At 68.0% G+C, this 20,310-nt stretch carries 17 protein-coding genes and 1 tRNA gene; 5 read left to right on the plus strand and 13 right to left on the minus strand.

What is annotated here, in order from left to right; translation table 11 throughout:
- Positions 1 to 2: 2 nt before the first annotated feature.
- Together EV644_RS05685 and EV644_RS05690 are read right to left on the minus strand one after the other, a co-directional pair.
- On the minus strand, positions 3 to 167 hold the full coding sequence (locus EV644_RS05685; RefSeq protein ID WP_132188219.1) for a DUF2613 family protein: 165 nt from the start codon (positions 165 to 167) through the stop codon (positions 3 to 5).
- A 59-nt stretch (positions 168 to 226) separates the two neighbouring features.
- The gene (locus EV644_RS05690) at positions 227 to 1,921 is read right to left on the minus strand and encodes an MmpA family trehalose lipid delivery protein (RefSeq protein ID WP_132188218.1); all 1,695 of its coding nucleotides are present in this window, start codon (positions 1,919 to 1,921) and stop codon (positions 227 to 229) included.
- Between the two features lie 74 nt (positions 1,922 to 1,995).
- On the opposite strand from EV644_RS05690, the gene EV644_RS05695 reads away from it, so the two are divergent.
- Positions 1,996 to 3,258 (plus strand): lipopolysaccharide biosynthesis protein, encoded by a 1,263-nt coding sequence (locus EV644_RS05695; protein ID WP_132188217.1) that lies wholly within the window; start codon positions 1,996 to 1,998, stop codon positions 3,256 to 3,258.
- Between the two features lie 63 nt (positions 3,259 to 3,321).
- The gene (locus EV644_RS05700; protein ID WP_132188216.1) at positions 3,322 to 3,792 is read left to right on the plus strand and encodes an NUDIX hydrolase; all 471 of its coding nucleotides are present in this window, start codon (positions 3,322 to 3,324) and stop codon (positions 3,790 to 3,792) included.
- Here EV644_RS05700 and polA read toward each other — a convergent pair whose 3' ends face one another.
- Positions 3,793 to 6,504 (minus strand): DNA polymerase I, encoded by a 2,712-nt coding sequence (polA, locus tag EV644_RS05705; RefSeq protein WP_132188360.1) that lies wholly within the window; start codon positions 6,502 to 6,504, stop codon positions 3,793 to 3,795. It abuts the gene before it with no gap.
- Between the two features lie 291 nt (positions 6,505 to 6,795).
- On the opposite strand from polA, the gene EV644_RS05710 reads away from it, so the two are divergent.
- Positions 6,796 to 7,224 (plus strand): hotdog fold thioesterase, encoded by a 429-nt coding sequence (locus tag EV644_RS05710; RefSeq protein WP_132188215.1) that lies wholly within the window; start codon positions 6,796 to 6,798, stop codon positions 7,222 to 7,224.
- Here the strand turns inward: EV644_RS05710 and EV644_RS05715 are convergent.
- Positions 7,187 to 7,939, minus strand: coding sequence for a GNAT family N-acetyltransferase (locus EV644_RS05715; RefSeq protein WP_132188214.1), 753 nt, complete (start codon positions 7,937 to 7,939; stop codon positions 7,187 to 7,189). The genes EV644_RS05710 and EV644_RS05715 overlap by 38 nt on opposite strands.
- A gap of 163 nt (positions 7,940 to 8,102) precedes the next feature.
- Here EV644_RS05715 and EV644_RS05720 point away from each other — a divergent pair, with 163 nt between their 5' ends.
- Positions 8,103 to 8,843 (plus strand): DUF554 domain-containing protein, encoded by a 741-nt coding sequence (locus EV644_RS05720; RefSeq protein ID WP_132188213.1) that lies wholly within the window; start codon positions 8,103 to 8,105, stop codon positions 8,841 to 8,843.
- Positions 8,844 to 8,915: 72 nt separating this feature from the next.
- Here the strand turns inward: EV644_RS05720 and EV644_RS05725 are convergent, their stop codons facing one another.
- The 7 genes from EV644_RS05725 to EV644_RS05760 all read right to left on the minus strand — a co-directional run bounded on the left by EV644_RS05725 (position 8,916) and on the right by EV644_RS05760 (position 16,587).
- Positions 8,916 to 9,632, minus strand: a complete 717-nt coding sequence (locus EV644_RS05725; protein WP_132188212.1) for an ABC transporter ATP-binding protein — start codon at positions 9,630 to 9,632, stop codon at positions 8,916 to 8,918.
- Positions 9,629 to 10,510, minus strand: coding sequence for an ABC transporter ATP-binding protein (locus EV644_RS05730; RefSeq protein WP_132188211.1), 882 nt, complete (start codon positions 10,508 to 10,510; stop codon positions 9,629 to 9,631). The genes EV644_RS05725 and EV644_RS05730 overlap by 4 nt, the downstream gene beginning before the upstream one ends.
- Positions 10,507 to 12,192, minus strand: coding sequence for a branched-chain amino acid ABC transporter permease (locus EV644_RS05735; protein WP_132188210.1), 1,686 nt, complete (start codon positions 12,190 to 12,192; stop codon positions 10,507 to 10,509). Before EV644_RS05735 ends, EV644_RS05730 begins: the two co-directional genes overlap by 4 nt.
- A complete protein-coding gene (locus EV644_RS46065) occupies positions 12,189 to 13,505 on the minus strand; it encodes a branched-chain amino acid ABC transporter permease (protein WP_241998033.1) in 1,317 nt (438 codons plus the stop codon). The genes EV644_RS05735 and EV644_RS46065 overlap by 4 nt, the downstream gene beginning before the upstream one ends.
- A 76-nt stretch (positions 13,506 to 13,581) precedes the next feature.
- Entirely contained in the window at positions 13,582 to 14,823 is a 1,242-nt protein-coding gene (locus EV644_RS05750) for a branched-chain amino acid ABC transporter substrate-binding protein (protein WP_241998032.1), read from the minus strand.
- A 192-nt stretch (positions 14,824 to 15,015) separates the two neighbouring features.
- Positions 15,016 to 15,597: an ANTAR domain-containing response regulator gene (locus EV644_RS05755; RefSeq protein WP_132188209.1), complete on the minus strand. Its 582-nt coding sequence runs from the start codon at positions 15,595 to 15,597 to the stop codon at positions 15,016 to 15,018.
- Positions 15,598 to 15,660: 63 nt separating this feature from the next.
- A complete protein-coding gene (locus tag EV644_RS05760; protein ID WP_241998031.1) occupies positions 15,661 to 16,587 on the minus strand; it encodes a transcriptional regulator in 927 nt (308 codons plus the stop codon).
- A gap of 35 nt (positions 16,588 to 16,622) precedes the next feature.
- Between EV644_RS05760 and EV644_RS05765 the strand changes: the two genes are divergently transcribed.
- Positions 16,623 to 16,696 (plus strand) — tRNA-Leu (locus EV644_RS05765).
- 504 nt (positions 16,697 to 17,200) lie between these two features.
- Here EV644_RS05765 and pyk read toward each other — a convergent pair.
- Positions 17,201 to 18,643 carry a pyruvate kinase gene (gene pyk, locus EV644_RS05770; protein WP_132188208.1) on the minus strand — a complete coding sequence of 481 codons (1,443 nt, stop codon included), beginning with the start codon at positions 18,641 to 18,643 and terminating at the stop codon, positions 17,201 to 17,203.
- A 73-nt stretch (positions 18,644 to 18,716) separates the two neighbouring features.
- Complete coding sequence (locus tag EV644_RS05775; RefSeq protein WP_241998030.1) at positions 18,717 to 20,267, minus strand: metallophosphoesterase family protein; 1,551 nt, start codon at positions 20,265 to 20,267, stop codon at positions 18,717 to 18,719.
- Between the last annotated feature and the right edge of the window lie 43 nt (positions 20,268 to 20,310).

Below are 20,310 nucleotides of genomic sequence, written 5' to 3' on the forward strand. Positions count from 1 at the left end.
GGTTACTTGTCCCCGTAGTTGACGATCGGAACGTCCGCCTGCCCCTGTGTCTGGCCGGCAGGTGGCGCCGGGTCGTCCTTGACCGACTGCACGACCCCCACGACGGTGGTAGTGGCAACGGCCAATCCGGCGAGTACTGCGATCGCAGCACCGATCAGTGTTCCCATGAAAGCGTGTCCCCTCCTCGACAAGTAAACCGGATGGTAACAACCGGCCAGTAACTTCGCTAGAGCTTGGAACGGGCCGTTGTCCGCCGGAAGATCGGAGCGAGTATCGCAGCAACCAGGACCGCGCCGGCGGCCGCCCAGGCCGCCAGGATGAGGACGACCGCCCACGGCCGAACCTCTTGTTCCGCAGGCGTTCCGGGGACCCGGTAGATCGTCACCGACGGACCGCTGAACAGCTCGGTGAGCTGCGGGACCAGGTCGCGGGGTGACGGACCTCCGGCCTCGCGATCGACCACCAGCCACCCCACGCCCTGCTCCAGCAATACCGGTGTCGGATCGGCGCCGGTCCGCGCTGCCGATCGGAGCGCGGTCGCGATCGCCAACGCCCGGGGATCCTCGCCGGCCAGCCGATGCCCGCCGACGATCAACTCGTCCGGCACGATCGACGGCTTGCTGAAGTACCGCGGCATCGGGTCCAGCACCGGCCTGCGCCCGTTCCACCCTGGCGCCCGGTAGGACTCGAACGGCCACGGGATGAACTCCCCCGGCCTGGTGTCGCTCGCGAGCACCTGTCGTGCCTGCGCCCAATCGGCCGGGTAGTCGGACACCTTCATCCCACCGCCACCGAAGAGCCCGGGCAACGCCGCGATCGGCATCAACGCCGCAGTCGCCCCGACCAACCACTTCAGCGGTACTACGCGTAGCAGCGCGGCCACGGCGGCTCCGAACCCCACGGCCTCGAGCAGCACCAACGGCCCGAGGTAGCGCTGGCCGTCGCGGAACAACCCGGCGCCCGGGACCACCTCGACCACCCGCGCGAAAGCGTCCGGGAGAACCACGCCCGCCATACCGATAGCGACGGAGACGACAGCCGCTACGACGAGGGGCGCTGCCAGGCGATCCTGGCGCCACCAGATGACCACGCCGATCACGGAGACCAGCAGGATCGCGAAACCGAGCACCAGCGGGACCAGATCTCCGCGACTGGCCGGGACCACGTCGGCGTTCCAGACCCCACCGAGAGTCAGCAGAGTGGGCAGCACTCCCCCGTAGCCCTCGTCGCGCGCGGCGAAGGCCGGGACCGCCGCAGGGTCCGATGTCGCGGCCGAGGAGCGTGCAAGCCCGGCGACGAGCCATGGCGCGTTCAGGAGAGCCGCGCCCGCCAGTGGCCACACGCGGCCACGTCCCGGCCAGAGCAGGATCAGGGCCGCCACCAGCAGTCCGGTCAGCCCGCCCGAGGCCGTCAGCGCACATCCGGCCGAAGCCAGGAGGAACCCGGCCCAGCCCTCCCCGCGGCGGACCTTGAGCGCTGAACGGACCAGCCACGGCAGGGCGGCGTACCCGAGGAGTAGCGCCCAGGCGCCCAGCCGCAGGCGCTCGGCGATGAACGGGTTCCAGACGTAGAGTGTCACCGCCGCGCAGCCTGCCAGCGGGCCGCCGAGCCGTAGCTCCCTCCAGAGCGCGGTCATCCCGAGGCCGGCCAGCAGCGGTACTGCGACCAGGACGACCTTGTCCAGGAACTGACCACCGGCGACCTCGTCGAGCAGCGCGACGATCACATCGGAAGGCACGGCGCGCGGCAGTGCGGTTGTGACTCCGAACTGATCAAGCCGTAGCGTGAGGTCCGGCACGAACACCAGGTCGTAGCCGACCACGTAACCAGGAGCGAGCAGCGGCACGGTGATCAACATGGTGAGCAGTACCGGCCAGGCCCACGGCAAGAACCGGGCCGGCCGGGCGGATCCCCCCTCCACGCCTACCTCCTCGCAGTACTGTTCCAGCGAAACCTACCCGCGATCCGTTGAACCGCCAGCAGAACAGAAGCCGCATGACCTCTGAGACGACGCCCGGCCAGCCCCCCGCGCCGAAACTGACCTTCCTGGGCAGCGCGACCGTGGTGGCGGTCGGCATGGCCATCATGAACGTCGGCGCCTACGGTTTCACCCTGTTTGCCGTCCACAAGCTGGCGCCGGAGCAGTTCAGCGCGGTCATCGCGCTGCTCGGCCTGCTGCTGATCGGCAATGTGGTGCCGCTCGGGCTGCAGGCGTCCGGCGCCCGGCGGATCGCCACCCACACCGGTCCGGGCCAGGCCGAGCTGGCCGACTCCCTGCTGAAGGCGGGCCGTCGTGCCGCGCTCGGGCTGACCGCTGTGTGCCTGGTCGCCACTCCGGTGTTGATGTGGCTGCTGCACATCGATTCGCTGATCGCCGTCCTGCTCCTGGCGCCCACTCTCGGCTGCCTCAGCATCATGGGGTCCCAGCTAGGCGTGCTGCAGGGCGGCCAGAACTGGACCGAACTGGCAGCCCTGTACACCACTGTCGGAGTCGGGCGGTTCTTCTTCGGTGCGGGCGCGCTGGTGATCCACCCGACTCTCACCTCGGCCATGATCGGCGTTGCGCTCGGCGCCGCGGTACCACCGCTGCTGGGCACCTTCCTGCTGCGCGGCTCGACCGGCGGCACGACGGAGCAGGTGAAGCAGGTACTGCGGGAGGCGGTGCACGGCACACACACCCTGCTCGCCTTCTTCGCCATCGCCAACGTCGACGTGCTCCTGGCGCGCAGCCTGTTGGACGGCCAGCACAGCGGGTACTACGCGGCCGGCGTGATCGTCGCGAAGGCGTGTCTGTTCCTGCCGCAGTTCGTCATCGTGATCGTGTTCCCCTCGTTGGCCAATGCCCCCGGCGACACCCTGCGACTCCGCCGGGCGATCCAGGCGGTGGCCGCGCTCGGTGTCTGCTGCGTGCTCGGCGCACTCCTGCTCCCCGACCTGGTGGTGACGGTGGCCGGTGGCAAGGAGAACTACGCCGCGCTCGGCTCGTACGCCTGGATCTTCGCCCTCGCGGGCTCCTCGTACGCCGTACTGCAACTGGTCGTGTACGCCGCGATCGCGCAGCAGGAGAAGCGTGCGGCGCTGGTGATCTGGATCGGCCTGGCCGCTCTGGTAGTGGCCGCGCTGATCATCCTCGGGCTCGACATCGCCACCGGCATGACCGCGGTCAAGGTGCTCGCCGCGATGACCGCCACCTGCGCTCTGGCGCTGTCGGCCGCCCTGGCTGCTGGACTCCACAAACAGACGGCCGACAACGACTGAGCCGGTCTTCTTCGGCCGGATGCGGTCGGCGGCGCGCTCAGGCTGTCACATAGGGTCGCGGTTATGGCGACTCCGGAGTTCATCCTCGAGCTGCGCAAGAAGGTCGGGCACGATCTGCTCTGGCTGACCGGGATCACCGCGGTCGTGCTGGACGACGACGAGCGCGTCCTGCTGGTACGCCGGGCCGACACCGGCCGCTGGTCCCTGCCCGCGGGCATTCTCGAGCCCGGCGAGCAACCCGCGCTCGGGCTGCTCCGGGAGATCGAGGAGGAGACCGCGGTCGAGTCCGAGATCGTCCGGCTGGTGAGCATCGAGGCGCTGCCGCCGTCGTCCTACCCGAACGGCGACCAGGTCCAGTTCCTGGATTTCTGCTTCCGCTGCCGGCCGATCCGCGGCGAGGCGCGCGTGAACGACGACGAGTCCCTGGAGGTCGCCTGGTACTCCCTCGACGACCTCCCGGAACTCACGGACCGCGAACTCACCTACCTCGCCAACGCACGCAAGGCCGACGAACCACCGCTGTTCGCCCGCTGACTAGTGGGCGGCTTCGTGCCAGGTGCGGCCGACGCCGACGGAGACGTCCAGGGGGACAGCCATCTCGACCGCTGCGCCCATGTCGCGGCGGACCAGTTCCTCCAGCGCCTCCCGCTCCCCCGGGGCGATCTCGAAGACCAGTTCGTCGTGGACCTGCAGGAGCATCCGTGACTTGAGGCCGGAGGAGCGCAGGGACGCGTCCACCTTGAGCATCGCCATCTTGATCACGTCCGCGGCCGATCCCTGGATCGGGGCGTTCAGCGCCATCCGCTCGGCCATCTCGCGGCGCTGGCGGTTGTCGCTGGTGAGGTCCGGCAGGTAGCGCCGGCGGCCGAGGATGGTCTCGGTGTACCCGCTCTTGCTCGCCTCGCCGACGATGCTGCGCAGGTAGTCGCGGACGCCGCCGAAGCGCTCGAAGTACTCGTCCATCAGACCCTTGGCCTCGTCCACCCCGATCTTCAGCTGCTGGCTCAGCCCGTACGCCGACAGCCCGTACGCCAGGCCGTAGTTCATCGCCTTGATCTTGGCGCGCATCTCCTGCGTCACCTCGGCAGGCTCCACCGAGAAGACCCGTGCGGCGGTCACCGAGTGGAAGTCCATCCCGGAGTTGAAGGCGTCGATCAGGCCCTGGTCCTCCGACACGTGCGCCATGATCCGCATCTCGATCTGGCTGTAGTCGGCCGACATCAGCGCCTCGAACCCGTCGCCGACCATGAACGCCTCGCGGATCCGGCGGCCCTCCTCGGTCCGGATCGGGATGTTCTGCAGGTTCGGGTCGGTCGAGCTGAGCCGCCCGGTCGCCGCGATCGTCTGGTTGAACGTGGTGTGGATCCGCGCGTCCGTCGGGCTGATCGTCTTCAGCAGCCCCTCGACGGTCTGCCGCAGCCGGGTCGCGTCCCGGTGCGCGAGCAGGTAGGCCAGGAACGGGTGCTCGGTCTTCTCGTACAGCGACTGCAGCGAGTCCGCGTCCGTGGTGTACCCGGTCTTGGTGCGCTTGGTCTTCGGCATCTGCAACTCGTCGAACAGCACTACCTGCAACTGCTTCGGCGAGCCGAGGTTGATCTCCTTGCCGATCACCTCGTACGCCGCGGTGGCCGCCTCCCGGACGCCGGTCGCGAACCGCTCCTCGAGCTCCTCCAGGTACGGCCGGTCGACGGCGATCCCGTCCCGCTCCATCCCGGCGATCACGTCGATCAGCGGCAGCTCCACGTCCGCCAGCAGCGCAGTACCGGCCTGCTTGTCCAGCTCGGCGTCGAGGGTGTCGGCGAGGTCGGCGATCGCCCGCGCGCGCAGCATCGTCGCGTCCGCGGCCGGGCCGCCCTCGATGTCGTCGAAGCTGAGCTGGCCGTTGTCGGCCTCCTCGTTGCGCAGTTCCCGCCGCAGGTAACGCACCGTCAGGTCGGCGAGGTCGTACGACCGCTGGTCCGGGCGGACCAGGTACGCGCTCAACTGGGTGTCCGAGGTGAGGCCGCCCAGCGTCCAGCCGCGCTCGAGGAAACCGAGCAGGGGGCCCTTCGCGTCCTGCAGCGCCTTCGGCTGCTCGGGATCCGCGAGCCAGGCCTGCCAGGCGGAGTCGTCGTCCGGCGTCAGCGTGGTCGGGTCGAACCAGGCGGCCGCGCCAGTTGAGGTGGCCAGCGCGAGGCCGGTGATCTCACCGGTCCCCCGGCCCCAGCTGCCCTGCACCGCGACACCGGTCCGCGCGCCCGTGGAGACGTGCTCCTTGAGCCAGGCGGCAAGCTCTCCCGGCTTCAGCTGGGAGCCCTCGAGGTCGAAGCCCTCCTCGATCGTCTCCTCGACCTGCTCGTGCTCGGCGACCAGCCGCTCACGCAGTACGCGGAACTCCAGGCTGTCGAACAGCGTGTGCACCTTGTCCCGGTCCCACGGGTGCCGGACCAGGTCGTCGACCGCCACGTCCAGGGTCAGGTCGCGGACCAGTTCGTTGATCTGCCGGTTCCGGATCACGTCGGACAGGTGCTCGCGCAGGGACTCCCCGGCCTTGCCCTTGATCTCGTTGACCCGGTCGATCACGTCGTTCAGCGAGCCGAACTGGTTCAGCCACTTCGCCGCGGTCTTGTCGCCGACCCCCGGGACGCCGGGCAGGTTGTCGCTCTTCTCCCCCACCAGCGCGGCCAGATCCGGATACAGCCGGGGCGGGATGCCGTACTTCGCCTCGACGGCCGCCGGGTCCATCCGGGCGATCTCGGAGACGCCGCGCTTGGGGTAGAGCACGGTGATGTTGTCGTTGATCAGCTGGAACGAGTCGCGGTCGCCGCTGCTGATCAGCACCTCGAAACCCTGCTCGTCGGCCTGGGTGGCCAGGGTCGCGATGATGTCGTCGGCCTCCCACCCGTCGATCTCGGTGGTCGGGATGCGCAGCGCCTCCAGCACCTCCTTGACCAGCGAGACCTGTCCCTTGAACTCGTCCGGTGACTTCGACCGGCCGGCCTTGTACTCCGTGTACTGCTCGGAGCGGAAGGTCTTGCGGGACACGTCGAACGCCACGCAGATGTGCGTCGGCTGCTCGTCGCGCAGCATGTTGATCAGCATCGAGGTGAACCCGTACACCGCGTTGGTGTGCTGACCCGTGGTGGTGGAGAAGTTCTCCACCGGCAGCGCGAAGAACGCCCGGTAGGCGAGCGAGTGCCCGTCCAGCAGCAGGATCCGCGGCCGTCCGCCGGCGTCACCGGCCACCGTGCCCGGGTCCTTGGTCATCGTCGAGGAGTCTGTTTCAGGAGCCACGTACCGACTCTAGTGCCCCTCGCCGACAATTCCCGCAACGCTGGCAGGTGTCCAGGTGGGTGCATCGCAAGGCGGAGGAAGAGTCTCGATGCGGGGTTCATCGTGACTCTTCCTCCAACGCCGCGAGGTGCCCGCCTGGGCGCCTGCCAGCGAGCGGGAATTGTCGGCGAGGGGCACTCGGTCCCGCCGACAGTTCTGACACGCCCGCGCGGGTGCTCACGTAGTCTTCCAAGCGACACGTCGTGCGACCCGGAGGAGACCGCTGTGAGTGACGAGAAGGCCGCGGCGGAGCTTCCGGCGGGCATGGCGACCGAGGGCACGCTGCTCGAGCTGATGGGCATCGTTGTCACCGAGGCGAGCCCCGAGCGGGTCGTCGCGACGATGCCGGTGAAGGGCAACGTCCAGCCCTACGGGCTGCTGCACGGCGGCGCCTCCTGCGTGCTCGCGGAGAGCCTCGGCTCCATCGGCTCGGCGCTGCACGCCGCCGGCTACGGCAAGGTCGCGGTCGGCGTCGACATCAACGCCACCCACCACCGCGCCGTCCGCGAAGGCGTCGTCACCGGCGTCGCCACCCCGATCTACCTCGGCCGCACGACCACGTCGTACGAGATCGTGATCACCGACGAGCGCGAGAAGCGCGTTTGCACCGCCCGGATCACGTGCCAGCTGATTCAGGTTCCGCCGGGAGCCTGAGCTCCTCCAGCTTCTCGTAGGCCGGATCGTCGAACCCGTTCGCCCCGTACTGCGGACCGTCGTACTGCTGGTCCTCGTACTGCGCCTCGTCGTACGACGGATCCTGGTACGACGCGTCGGCGTACGACGGGTCCTCGATCAGCGGCGAGCGGGGCAACTGGGCCCGGCGGGCGATCACCGAGCGCCGCGACGAGAGCAGGCCGAGCATGTTCGGCGCGTGCTCCGCGGCCAGGCGACGGCGAACAGTGTGGGTGGTCGCGAATCGCACCATCCCGGCCTGTCCGAGTCCCAACCGCGCAAGGAACCTGTTCGCTTCCCGCGCGACCGGTGGGGCGAGCACCGCCAGGTGCGGGCAACTCCCGTGCTCGGCCCACGCCGCGGCCTCCGCCATCAGGGCCTTGCCCAGGCCGTGCCGGCGGGCATGGTCGCTGACGTGCAGGTACTCCACCATCACGGTGATCTCGTCGTGCAGCGGGCTGAGCGGCGTCTGCCGCAGATAAGCCATCCCGCCCAGCACGCCGTCGATCTCGCCGACGATGAGCCGGCCCGACGGATCGTCCCGATGTCTCGCCACCGCGGCCCGGGCGGACTCAGCGGACGGCGCCGCCAGCAGCCGGGCCTGGTGCCCGGTACCGGTCGCCAGCTCACGCCAGAGCATCACCAAAGTGTCGGCGTCGTCGGGACGGGCGTCGCGCACCTCGATGACTGGTGCCACGTCGGCCCCTCCTAGATTCTGATCCACCCCCGAGGTGAACAGACGAGCCGATACGCTCATCCCCGCGCAACAGTAGGGCTTCCGGGGTCACTTGCAAAGCAGTGACTCGCCCTCCACACGACCGCCACACCGGCCGTCACGGCCGGCGATCGGAGACCAGGGTTTGTTCATCGGAATCGGCACCGTCGTCAACGTCGCGGCGGTCCTCGTCGGCTCGGTACTCGGCGTGCTCGTCGGCCATCGTTTGAGTCAGCGGACGCGTGATCTGGTCACCGACGCGCTCGGCCTGGTGACGCTGCTGATCGCGATCACCTCGGCCCTCGCGGTCGGCGACGAGGTGCTCGGCGCGGCGGTCGGCGACAGCGCTCCGGTGCTGATCGTCCTGGGCGCGATGCTGATCGGCGGCATCATCGGTTCGATCCTTCGGATCGAGCAGCGGCTGGAGGGTTTCGGCGCCTGGCTGCAGCACCGGTTCAGCAGAGGCGACGGCGAGAGCACCTTCGTCGAAGGCTTCGTCACCGCGTCGATGGTCTTCTGTGTCGGCCCATTGACGTTCCTGGGCGCGTTGTCGGACGGTTTGGGCCGAGGTGCGGACCAACTCCTCCTCAAGTCGGTGCTGGACGGCTTCGCGTCGATCGCCTTCGCCGCTTCACTCGGCTGGGGCGTCGCGGCCTCCGCCCTTGTCGTGCTCGTCGTTCAGGGGTTGATGACGGGAGTGGGTGCTCTGCTGGGCGATGTGCTCCCAGATGCCCACGTAACGGCTCTGGGGGCGACTGGCGGCCTGCTGCTGGTCGGCGTGGCCCTCCGCCTGCTGAAGATCAAGCAGATCGCCGTAGCGGACCTCCTGCCGGCCCTGATCGTCGCTCCCCTGCTGGTCCAACTGCTCGTCGTGATCAGACGCTGAAAGCAGGAGTCGTTGCCGCACGCAAGGAGCCCCGGCCGGGTCCGGCCGGGGCTCTTCCGTTGACGCTGTGGCTCAGTCCTCGCCGAGGTAGGCCTTGCGGACCTCGTCGTTGGTGAGCAGGTCGCGGCCGGTGCCGGACAGGACGATCTTGCCGACCTCCAGCACGTAGCCGAAGTCCGCCCGCTTCAAGGCAGCCTGGGCGTTCTGCTCGACCAGCAGGATCGTGGTGCCCTGCTTCTGCAGTTCGCTGACGGTCGACATGATCCGTTTCATCATGATCGGCGACAGGCCCATCGAGGGCTCGTCCAGCATCATCAGCTTGGGCCGGCTCATCATCGCCCGGCCCATCGCCAGCATCTGCTGCTCACCACCGGAGAACGTGCCGGCCGGCTGCTTGCGCCGCTCCCCCAGGATCGGGAACAGCTCGTACGCCGCGTCCAGGTCGGTCCGGACCGCCGAATGGTCGTTGCGCGCGAACGCCCCGAGCCGCAGGTTCTCCTCGACCGACAGCCGGGGAAAGATCTTCCGGCCCTCCGGGCAGTGCGCCAGCCCCATCGTGACGATGTCGTGGGCCTGCGCCTGGTCGATCCGCTGGCCCTGGAACAGGATCTCGCCGTGGGTCGGCCGGAGCAGCCCGGAGATGGTTCGCAGCGTGGTCGTCTTGCCGGCGCCGTTCGTGCCGATCAGCGAGACGACCTGGCCCTGCTCGACCGAGAAGCTGATCTTCTTGACGGCAACGATCTTGCCGTAGGCAACTTCCAGGTCCTTGATCTCGAGCATCGCGGTCATGACTTGCCCTCCTCCTCCTCGGCCATCGTGGCGTCCTGGACGTCGGCGCTGCCGGTGCCGGCCTCGTCCTCGTCCTCCTCACCGGTGCCGATGTAGGCCTCGATCACCCGCGGGTCGGACTGCACCTCGCCGGGGGTTCCCTCGACCAGCGCCTCCCCGCGGACCAGGCACAGCACCCGGTCGCACAGGTTGAAGATGAAGCGCATGTCGTGCTCGATCACCACGACCGACAGGCCGGACTCCCGGATCTTGAAGATCAGGTCACTGGCCTGCCGGGTCTCCAGCGGGTTCATACCGGCCGTCGGCTCGTCCAGCAGGATGAGCTTCGGGTCGGTGGCCAGCGCCCGGGCGATCTCGAGCCGCCGCTGGTCGCCGTACGGCATGTTCCGGGCCAGGTGCTCGGTCGACCGGCCGAGGCCGACGAAGTCCAGCAATTCCTGCGCCCGGGTCCGGGTGGCCGCCTCCTCGCGCCGGAACTTCGGTCCGCGCAGGACCGACGTGAACGCGCCGGAGGAGGTCCGGCAGTACCGGCCCACCATCACGTTCTCCAGCGCCGTCATGTTGGCGAACAGCCGGATGTTCTGGAACGTCCGCGCCATCCCCGCCTGGACGACCGCTCGCGGCTTCGGCTGCAACGGAGCGCCGGCGAAGCGGACCTGGCCGGCCGTCGGCTTGTAGAGACCGGTGAGGCAGTTGAAGAAGGTCGTCTTGCCGGCCCCGTTCGGGCCGATCAGACCGACGATCTCGCCCTCGTGGACGGTCAGGTTGACGTCGTTGACCGCCAGCAGACCACCGAATCGCATGGTCACCCCGGAAGCCTCCAGCACCGGTGCGCCGAAAACCGGGGCCGGCGTCGCAGTCGTGTCGGTGACGGTCATTTCGCCTCCTCGACCAGTTCGCTCTCGATGGCCACCGCGAGCTCCTCGTCCTCTTCGTGGAACTCGAGCTGCCGGCGTCTGCTCGCGACCAGGCCCTCCGGCCGGAACCGCATCATCAGCACCAGCAGCAGACCGAACAGCAACAGCCGGTACTCCGAGAAGAACCGCAGCTTCTCCGGCAGCAGCTTCAGGATCGTCGCACCCAGCAGGACACCAGCGATGGTACCCATACCGCCCAACACGATCGCCGCGAGCAGGAACGCCGACTCCAGGAAGATGAACTGGTCCGGGCTGACTGCAACGTCTTGGTGAGCCTTGATGGTGCCGGCCAGACCGGCCAGGAAGGCGCCGACCACGAAGGCCAGGATCTTCAGGCCGAAGACGTTGACGCCCATCGCCTCGGCGGCCTTCTCGTCCTCGCGGATGGCCACCCAGCCGCGGCCGATCCGGCTGTCGTTCAGCCGGGAGAAGACCAGGATGACGAAGCCGAGCAGGAGCAGCAGCAGGAAGTAGTAGTTCGAGAAGCGGCCCAGCTCGATCCCGGCGACGGTGTGCGTGTCACCGAAGTTGAAGCTGCCGATCTCCAGCTCCGGGATACCCGGGATACCGTTCGGGCCGTTGGTCAGCAGCGGGCCGTTGGTGCCGTCCAGGTTGAACATCGTCAACCGGAAGATCTCACCGAAGCCCAGCGTCACGATGGCCAGGTAGTCACCGGAGACCCGCAGGGTCGGCGAACCGATGATGAGACCCAGGGTGGCCGCCGTGCCGGCGCCGAGCAGCATCACGACCAGGAACGGCGGGTGCCAGTCGATCGTCGCGAACGCCGAGGTCGACAGCATCGCGGCCACGTAGGCGCCGGAGCCGAGGAAGGCGACATATCCGAGGTCGAGCAGGCCGGCCAGGCCGACCACGATGTTCAGGCCCATCGCGGTGGCCGCGAAGATCAGCACCTGGGTCGCGATCGACATGTTCGCGTCCGACCCTTTCTGGGTGAACGGGAAGAAGAACGCCACCGCGAAGGCCGCCAGCGTCAGCACCTTCCTGTGCCGCTGCGCGACGTGTCCGAACCACCGCATCACGCCGATCCGGAACAGCACCGCGATCACCGCGGTGATGAAGACCAGGCAGAGCACGAACGCCCAGGCGTCCGTCAGGCCCAGCGCGTACGCCGCGCCGAACAGGACCGCCGCCATCATCAGCGTGATGGCGAGGATCTCGGCCCAGCCGGGCAGCCTCGCCTGGCTGAGGTCCCGCAACTGCCGCAACGGCAGCATCCGCGAGCTGACCAGGAGGAGGATCGCGCCGACCGTGCTGATGTAGCCGCCGGGGTTGACGTTGATCAGGCCGTCGGACTCGACCGAGATCGCGATCAGCACCAGCACCATGTACAGCGTCAGCACGATGCCGAGCGCCCGCAGGCCGAGGGTGGCGTCGAGCCACTGGCCGAGCGGCTTGCGCAGCGGGCCCTTCTCCACCAGCAGCAGCACCAGACCGAGCAAGGCCATGATGATCGCGAGGATCTGCAGCGAGCCAGGGTAGAAGTTGATCGACAGGTCGCCGAGGATCCCGCCGTCGTAGCTCCACGACAGGAACGATCCGATGATCACCAGCGCGACACCGGCCAGACCGAGCGGCCACGCCATCGTGTGCCCGCGGGTCGCAGTTGTCAGGTCGTCGCTCATGCGCGGTCCACCACCCTTGCTCCGAGAAGACCCTGCGGCCTGAAGACCAGCACCAGGATCAGGATCACGAATGCCCAGACGTCCTTCCAGGAACCACCACCGAACCGACCGGGGATGTACTGGGTGGCCATCGCCTCCACCACGCCAAGCACCAGGCCACCGACGACGGCGCCCGCGATGTTGCCGATCCCGCCCAGCACCGCGGCGGTGAACGCTTTCAGACCGGCCAGGAAGCCCATCCGGAAGTCGATGTTGTTGTTCTGCAGGCCCTGCGAGACACCCGCGACCGCGGCCAGCACGGCGCCGAGCGCGAACGCGACCACGATGATCCGGTCGACGTTGATGCCCATCAGCCGGGCGGTGTCAGGATCCTGCGACACCGCCAGCATGCCGCGGCCCAGCCGGGTCCGGTTGATGAAGTACCACAGCAGCACCGCGCAGATCGCCAGCGCCACGATCGTGAAGATCGCCGACCGCTGGATGGTGACACCATCGATGTCGATGGCAGGCCCGGTGACCACGTCGATCTGCGGGAACGGGATCCGCTGCTTCGCGCTGGGCCAGTCCACCTTGGCGAGCACGTCCTTGTAGATGAACCAGGCCACCTCGAGCAGAGCCGCCGTCACGACCGCGACGACCGCGAGCGGGCGAACCAGCACCTGGGCACGTTCCGCCCCAGCGGTCAGACGAGCCACCAGCAGACCGGCCGCGGTACCGAGGATCAGGCCGCCGACCACGACGCCGGCCGAGGCCACGAACGAGACGTCGCGCTGCGAGAGCCGGACGCCGATCCAGATCAGCAGCGGGACGCCGGCGGCCACCAGCAGCGGGGACCGGTCATGCCACTTGGTGATCGGGTGGTTCAGCGGCACGTCCGTCATCCGGGCGCCCACCGCATAGGCGATCGCGATCGCGAGGGCGGCCATCGCCGGCACGGTCCAGCCCGGGCGTTCGTAGAACAGCCGCATGAACTCCTGCAGGAAGACCGAGATGCCGATCGCGGTGATCAGCGGCGCCAGTCGTGGCGCGTTCCGCAGGGGACGGTACGCGACACGTTCCATCGCCACGGCGGTTCCCACCGAGGCGATCATGGCGCCGATGATCATCACCGGCAGGATCCACACGCTGGTGTCACCGTTGAAGAACAACAGGTATGTCGTCAGTGCGCCGAACGCACCGATCATGAACACCTCGCCGTGGGCGAAGTTGATGAGCTGCACGATGCCGTAGACGACGGTGTACCCGACCGCGATCAGGGCGTACAGCGATCCGAGAGTCAGCCCGTTCACGAGCTGCTGGAAGAACTGGTCCACGTCGACCTCCCAACTGCCTCTGTTCCGACATGACTCGGGGGTGGGACGGCGTCCCACCCCCGAGTCATGAGGTCGACTACTTGGACTCGAAGTCCTTGGTCTCCACGGTTGCCCACTTGCCGGAGGCAACCTTGTAGACGGTCAGGACCTTGGAGGTGGTGTCACCGTACTGGTCGAAGGCGACCTTACCGGTCACACCGTCGAAGGAAACCTTGCCCAGGGCATCGACCGTGGCCTGGCGGGCCGACTCGACGTCCTTGGCGTCCTTCAGCGAGGTCTTCAGGGCGTTGATGATCGCGTTGGCCGCGTCGTAGGAGTAGCCGCCGTAGGCCGCGTAGGGGTCCTTGTAACCGGCCGCGTTGTAGTCCGCCACGAACTTCTTGGCCGAGTCCAGTGCCTCGACCGGGGCGCCGACCGAGGTGGCCAGGTCGGTCTCGCTGGTCTTGCCGCCCAGCTGGATGTACTTCGGGTCGAAGATGCCGTCGCCACCCATCAGCGGGATGTTGAGGCCGGCGGCCTTCATCTGCTGCGAGAGCGGTCCGGCCTGCGGGTACTCACCACCGTAGTAGAGAGCCTGCGGCGCGGACGGCTTGATCGCCGAGAGGACGGCCTGGTAGTTCGAGTCGTCCGGGTTGATGGTCTCGGCCGCGGTGACCTGGCCGCCCAGCTTCTTGAACTCCTCGGTGAAGGTGCCGACCAGGCCCTGGCCGTAGGCCTTCTTGTCGTGGATCGTGGCGACCTTGGTGATCTTCGCCGTCTCGTACAGGTACCGGGCAGCGAACGGACCCTGGACCGCGTCCGTGGTGCAGGTACGGAAGTACGTCGGGTACGGCCGCTTCGGGTCCGTCTGCCAGTTGGCGCCCTGGGTCAGGCCGGGACCGGTGTTGGCCGGCGAGACCTGGACGATGTTCTTCGGCGCGAGCACCGGCTGGACCTGCTGGCTGACGCTGGTGTTCAGCGTGCCGACCACGCCGATCACGTTGGCGTCCGAAGACAGCGCGGTGGCGGCGTTCTTGCCGACGTCGGGCTTGGCCTCGTCGTCCTTCGCGTCGACCTCGAGCTTCCAGCCCGGGATCGCGTTCGAGTCGTTCGCCTGCTTCACGGCCAGCTCGACCGAGTGCTGGATGCCGAGGCCAAGCGCGGACAGGTCTCCTGACAGAGGCGCGATCACGCCGATCTTGGCGGTCTTGGTCGAGCCGCCAGAGTCACCGCCGGCGTTGTCGTCGCTGCGTGAACCGCAGGCAGTCAGGGCCAACGACGCAACGATCAGCGACGCGCCGACCCGTACTACGGAACGCTGGTGCACTGTTCCTCCCATGTCTGGATAATCCGAGCAAACCCCCGGACTCCCGCGATTGCCGCGAGCATCCGCAGGTTAGACCTCCGGATGCTCTCCAAGCGAACGGCACACTGTGTGTGTTGTGAGGTCGTTACCCCCGTAAGCAGCATGAGCAGGAGTGACAGCTGTACGACGCCGGTGCACGCTCGTACACCCTGAGCACAGAGTGACTCAGTCGTTACTGCCCGCCTCGTCAACGACCAACTCGGCGACCTGGCGCATCGAAACTCTTTTGTCCATGGCGGTTTTCTGGATCCACCGGAACGAGTCCGGCTCGGACAACCCGAACTTCGTCTGCAGCACGGACTTCGCGCGATCCACCAGTTTGCGCGTCTCCAGCCGCTCCGCGAGGTCCGCGACCTCACGCTCCAGCTCCGCGAGCTCGACGTACCGGGAGGCGGCGATCTCGATCGCGGGCAGCAGATCCGCCTTGGAGAACGGTTTCACCAGATAAGCCATCGCACCCGCGTCCCGGGCCCGCTCGACCAGCTCACGCTGCGAGAACGCGGTCAGCATCAGCACCGGGGCGATCCGCTCGCCGGCGATCTTCTCCGCCGCGCTGAGCCCGTCCAGCTTGGGCATCTTCACGTCCAGGATGACCAGATCAGGCCGGTGCTCGGTCGCCAGCCGGATCGCCTCCTCCCCGTCCCCCGCCTGCCCGACGACGTCATACCCCTCTTCCGCCAGCATCTCGGCCAGGTCCATCCGGATCAGCGCCTCGTCCTCGGCGATCACCACTCGCTTCGCATTCACCCCGCCACCATATCGATCCCCACCCTCCCAGCCCCGCCCCGCTCAACCCTTGGCCCACCCCGCTCAACTCTTGGGTCCCACAAACCCATCCAGCGCCTCCACCCCCGCTCGCTGACTCACCGCGACCATGTTCCGACGCGGCCGCCGCCACGGGATCTCCAGCAGATCCAGGGCAGCTGTCAGGATGCCGATGATGTCCTCGGACTCGTTGGCGAAGACATATCGCAAGTACTCGTAGCGCTTGATCTCCCCGCTCTTCAACTCCCGGGTCGTCCAGTTCGTGACGCGGCAACCATCAGAGTGGAACAAGCCGCGAAGCAACCGGTCGGGATATCGGGCAACTATCTCCTGCTGCCAGTCGGCCAGCTCGATCTTCCGTAGATGCTTCCTGCCTGGCCCGTGCTGCGGGAACAGACATGGCCAGTGCTTCCACCGCACCTCGATCCGCGTCGCCTGGCCGCCACGCTTACACGGGCTGCCCGTCGGCTTGACCAACCGCATGGTGGCGGCGATTTCGTCTGACAGCCCCGAGTACTTCGGATCGTTGGAGATGGAGAGAACATAGACACCTCGGCGGGCATCGGCGGTGTGCCCATCACCCAGGTACCACCCCAACAGGTGCGCGTATGCCGACCCGTTCAGGTCTGCCTCGTCGCAGCGCGGGCAATGAGTCGCCGGATACCCACTACCGAGTCGGGGAAGACCCTGCCGCTGGTAAAGCCGACGCCACTTGCGGATAGTCTTGATCGCCGCCCCGTGGATGTCGGCGTTCACACGGTCGCTGACGCCCTGGTCGGACATCCGCAACGCCGACTCGACGGTCTCCTGTGAGCTGACGCGAGGCATAGCGCCACGTTGACCGTCGCCATCGACATTTTCCGATGGCGTCCGGATTTGCCAGGACCTCAAGAAAATAAGAAGATGTTCGCAGTCAGTGATGTTGTCCGAAGTGCAATGGGCCGGCGCGAAACGCCAGCCCATGGCGAACATCCGGCCAGCCAATGGGCTAGGATCTTCGGCGGAATGCCCTGGTAGCCCAATCGGCAGAGGCCATGCTCTCAAACAGCATCCAGTGTGGGTTCGAGTCCCACCCAGGGCACCCAGAAACGACCGGTTCTGTCGGTTGTGGGTGCGAACCTCCCTTCATGTACGACGGCCCCACACGGCGGGTGGCACTGGCTGCGATGCCGGTCGGCGAGAGTCTGAAATCCTTCAGCAGCCGCCTCGCCGTCAGCCGCGCCACTCTCCATGAGTGGCGTGACCACCAGCCTTCTTGTCCGTCGCCAAACACCTGGACCTAGGACACCTTCTGGGGACCGGGGTCACGGTATTCGGTGTCCGAGGTCCCCACTGCCTGTCCGAGGTCCCCACTTCGCGCCGCCCATACCGCAGACCCGAACCTGAACCCGTCCATTACGTCCGAAGAAGTGGCCAAGACGCCTCTGCAGTTCTTCGGACGCAAGCGGCGACTTCGCTGACGTTCCCCCTGGCGGCGGCCGACTGGGAGCGGTCTCGCGCCGCTGCTTGTACGAGCCGATGCGGCGGGGGTGCCGACAGCAGGTCCCGCCACCTGGTGGGGTGACGGAACCGGGTGGGTGCGCGGTCAGGCGCGGTAAGCGGGGGCTGCGCCGGAGATGGCGTCGCCCATGCGGTGGACTCGGAGGGCGTTGGTGGAGCCGGGGATGCTGGGCGGGGAGCCGGCGACGATGACGACCAGGTCGCCCTTCTGGAGCTTGCCCAGTTCGAGGAGGCGCTGGTCTACCTGGCGGACCATCTCGTCGGTGTGGTCGACGGTCGGGACGATGTGGGTCTCGATGCCCCAGACCACGCTGAGCCAGGCGCTCACCGACGGTACCGGGGTGAAGGCGAGGACCGGGATCTCGGTGCGATAGCGGGCCAGGCGGAGTGCGGTGTCACCGCTCTGGGTGAAGGCCACCAGGTACTTCGCCTCCATCCGCTCGGCCACGTCCGCGGCCGCCTTGGCGATCACGCCGCCCTTGGTGCGCGGCTCCCACTCGATCTCCTTGACCCGGCTCAGACCGTGCTGCTCGGTGGACGCCACGATCCGGGCCATCGTCTTGACGGTCTCGATCGGGAACCGGCCGACGCTCGTCTCGCCGGACAGCATCACCGCGTCGGCGCCGTCGAGCACCGCGTTCGCCACGTCGGACGCCTCGGCCCGGGTCGGGCGCGGGGCGGAGATCATCGACTCCAGCATCTGGGTGGCGACGATCACCGGCTTCGCGTTCAGCCGGGCCTGGTCGATGATCAGCTTCTGGACCAGCGGGACCTCCTCCAGCGGGAGCTCCACGCCGAGGTCGCCGCGGGCGACCATGAAGCCGTCGAAGGCCTCGATGATCTCGTCCAGGTTGGCGACCGCCTGCGGCTTCTCGATCTTGGCGATCACCGGCACCCGGTGACCTTCCTCGTCCATGATCTTGTGCACCAGCTGGATGTCGGAGGCGTCCCGGACGAAGGACAGCGCGATCATGTCGGCCGGCAGGTGCAGGGCCCAGCGCAGGTCCTCCACGTCCTTCTCGGACAGCGCGGGCACGCTGACCGAGACACCGGGCAGGTTGATGCCCTTGTGGTTCGACACCGGCCCGCCGACGGTGACCCGGCAGACCACGTCGGTCTGGGTCACCTCCTCGGCGACCAGGGCGATCCGGCCGTCGTCGATCAGCAGCTGGTCACCCGGGTTGACGTCGCCCGGCAGGCCGTCGTACGTCGTACCGCAGATGGTGACGTCACCCGGCACCTCCCGGGTGGTGATGGTGAAGCGCTCGCCGTAGGTCAGGGTGACCTTCCCCTCGGCGAACTCAGCCAGCCGGATCTTCGGGCCCTGCAGGTCGACGAGGATGCCGACGTTGTGGCCGGTCTCGGCCGCTGCAGTGCGGATCCGCTGGTAGATGCGCTCATGCTCGGCGTGGGCGCCGTGGCTCAAATTCAGCCGAGCGACATCCATACCTGCTTGGACGAGTTCCAGGACGCGCTCGGGGGCGGCCGTAGCCGGGCCGAGCGTACAAACGATCTTTGCGCGACGCACGTCACAAAACCCTACTCCTACAGACCACTCGACGATTGGTCCACCTCCACTACTGGACGGTCAACAATTGGTGTCAGGAAGACAGCGGCCGGTACGCCCCGACCGTCACCTCGCCGGTCAGCTCGGCCGTGACGGTCTGCAGACCGATCGGCTGACCCTGTGAGTAGGTGATCAGCGTGACCTCGCCCGGACGCCGCAAGGTGTACCCGAGAGCGAACGCGTACGCCGCTCCGCCGGTGGTCCCGTTCGTGAAGGTGGTCACCGGCTTGCCGTCCACCACCTTCGTGTCCGGCCCGACCTGACGGTGCAGGTGACCCGACAGCAGCAGGGTCGCGCAACCCCGGGCGGCGGTGTCCGCGAACGACGCCGGATCGTGCACGACCATGGTAGAGATCCGCTTGTCCTCGGGTTGTTCGCAGGCCACGTCGGCCAGCCGCGTGGACTGCTCGGCGGTCGTCTCGTCGCCCGGGCTGTCGGCGCTGCCGAGCCCGGTCCGGGTCGGATCGCTGTCGCCCAGGAAGCGGATCCCCTCGACCTCGACGGGCTTGCTGTCGAGCACGGTGAACTTGTTCTTCCGCATCGCGTCCTCGATGTGGCCGCCGGCGTCGTGGTTACCCGCGACCGAGACCACCTTGAGGTCCTTGAAGTGCTGCGCCAGCGAGTTGATGCTGAACACCTCCCAGGCCTGGCCCGAGGAGGAGTCGTCTCCGGCGTCGATCAGCACCTTCGCCCCGGCCACCTCCGCCACCTCCGCGGCGAACGGGTCCATCCCGATGTTGTCGTGCCGGTCCGAGACGAGCAGCGCGACGGTCTCCCCCGGGTTCGCCTGGTGGATCCGGCCGCCGACCCGGACGACCCGGTCGCGGAGCTGCCCGTAGAAGTCGGTGGACCGCTCGTACGTCTCGACCGCCGTACGGATCACGCCGATCCCGCCGGTGGTGGAGAAGCCGGAGGCGACCTCGACCGACCTCAGGCGTTCGTCGAAGGACAGCTCGGGCAGCAGCGCGGACAGCGGCCGCCACTCGGTCGGGGCGACCTCGGGGGCGCGCATCCGGCCAGGGCCGAAGATCGAGGCGATGGTGATCAGCATCGCGACCAGTACGACGACCGCCCGGTGCTGGACGCGTCGTTCGGAGCTGTGCAGCAGGACGAACAACTCGCGGCGCCGGCGGGGCCCGAGCATCGCCCAGACGGTGGCGACGACGACCGCGGCGAGCAGGCCCGAACCGGCGCCGGCGACCGCGTTGTCGACCGCCATCTCGCGGACCACCTCGCGGATCCGGGCGATCTCACCGTCCGGCTGGCTGGCGATCAGGGCGTCGCGGTTGAGCAGTTCGGTGAGGTTGTCGGCATCCGTCTCCTGGATGTCGATGTTGAGGCCGAGGTCCGCGGGCAGGTCGGTCTTCAGCCGCAGACGCGGGAGGACGGCGCCGAGGTCGAGCGTGGCGTGGCCGTCGAAGGTCGGCGAGACGGTCGCGGCGTGCGCACCGATGGTGACGCGCTCGGAGTCGTTCGCGAACCCGAGCAGTCCGATGGTGGTCGAGACGACGAGCCAGAGCAGAACCAACCCGGCCCACGGCGCCGCCTTGCGGAGCCGGGACCTCGTCACCAGCCGTCCAGACACGCGTCCCAACCTAGAGCCCTTGATCAAACGTCCGCACCATGGC

It is taken from the genome of Kribbella orskensis, assembly GCF_004342085.1.
GTDB classification, from domain to species: Bacteria; Actinomycetota; Actinomycetes; order Propionibacteriales; family Kribbellaceae; genus Kribbella; species Kribbella orskensis.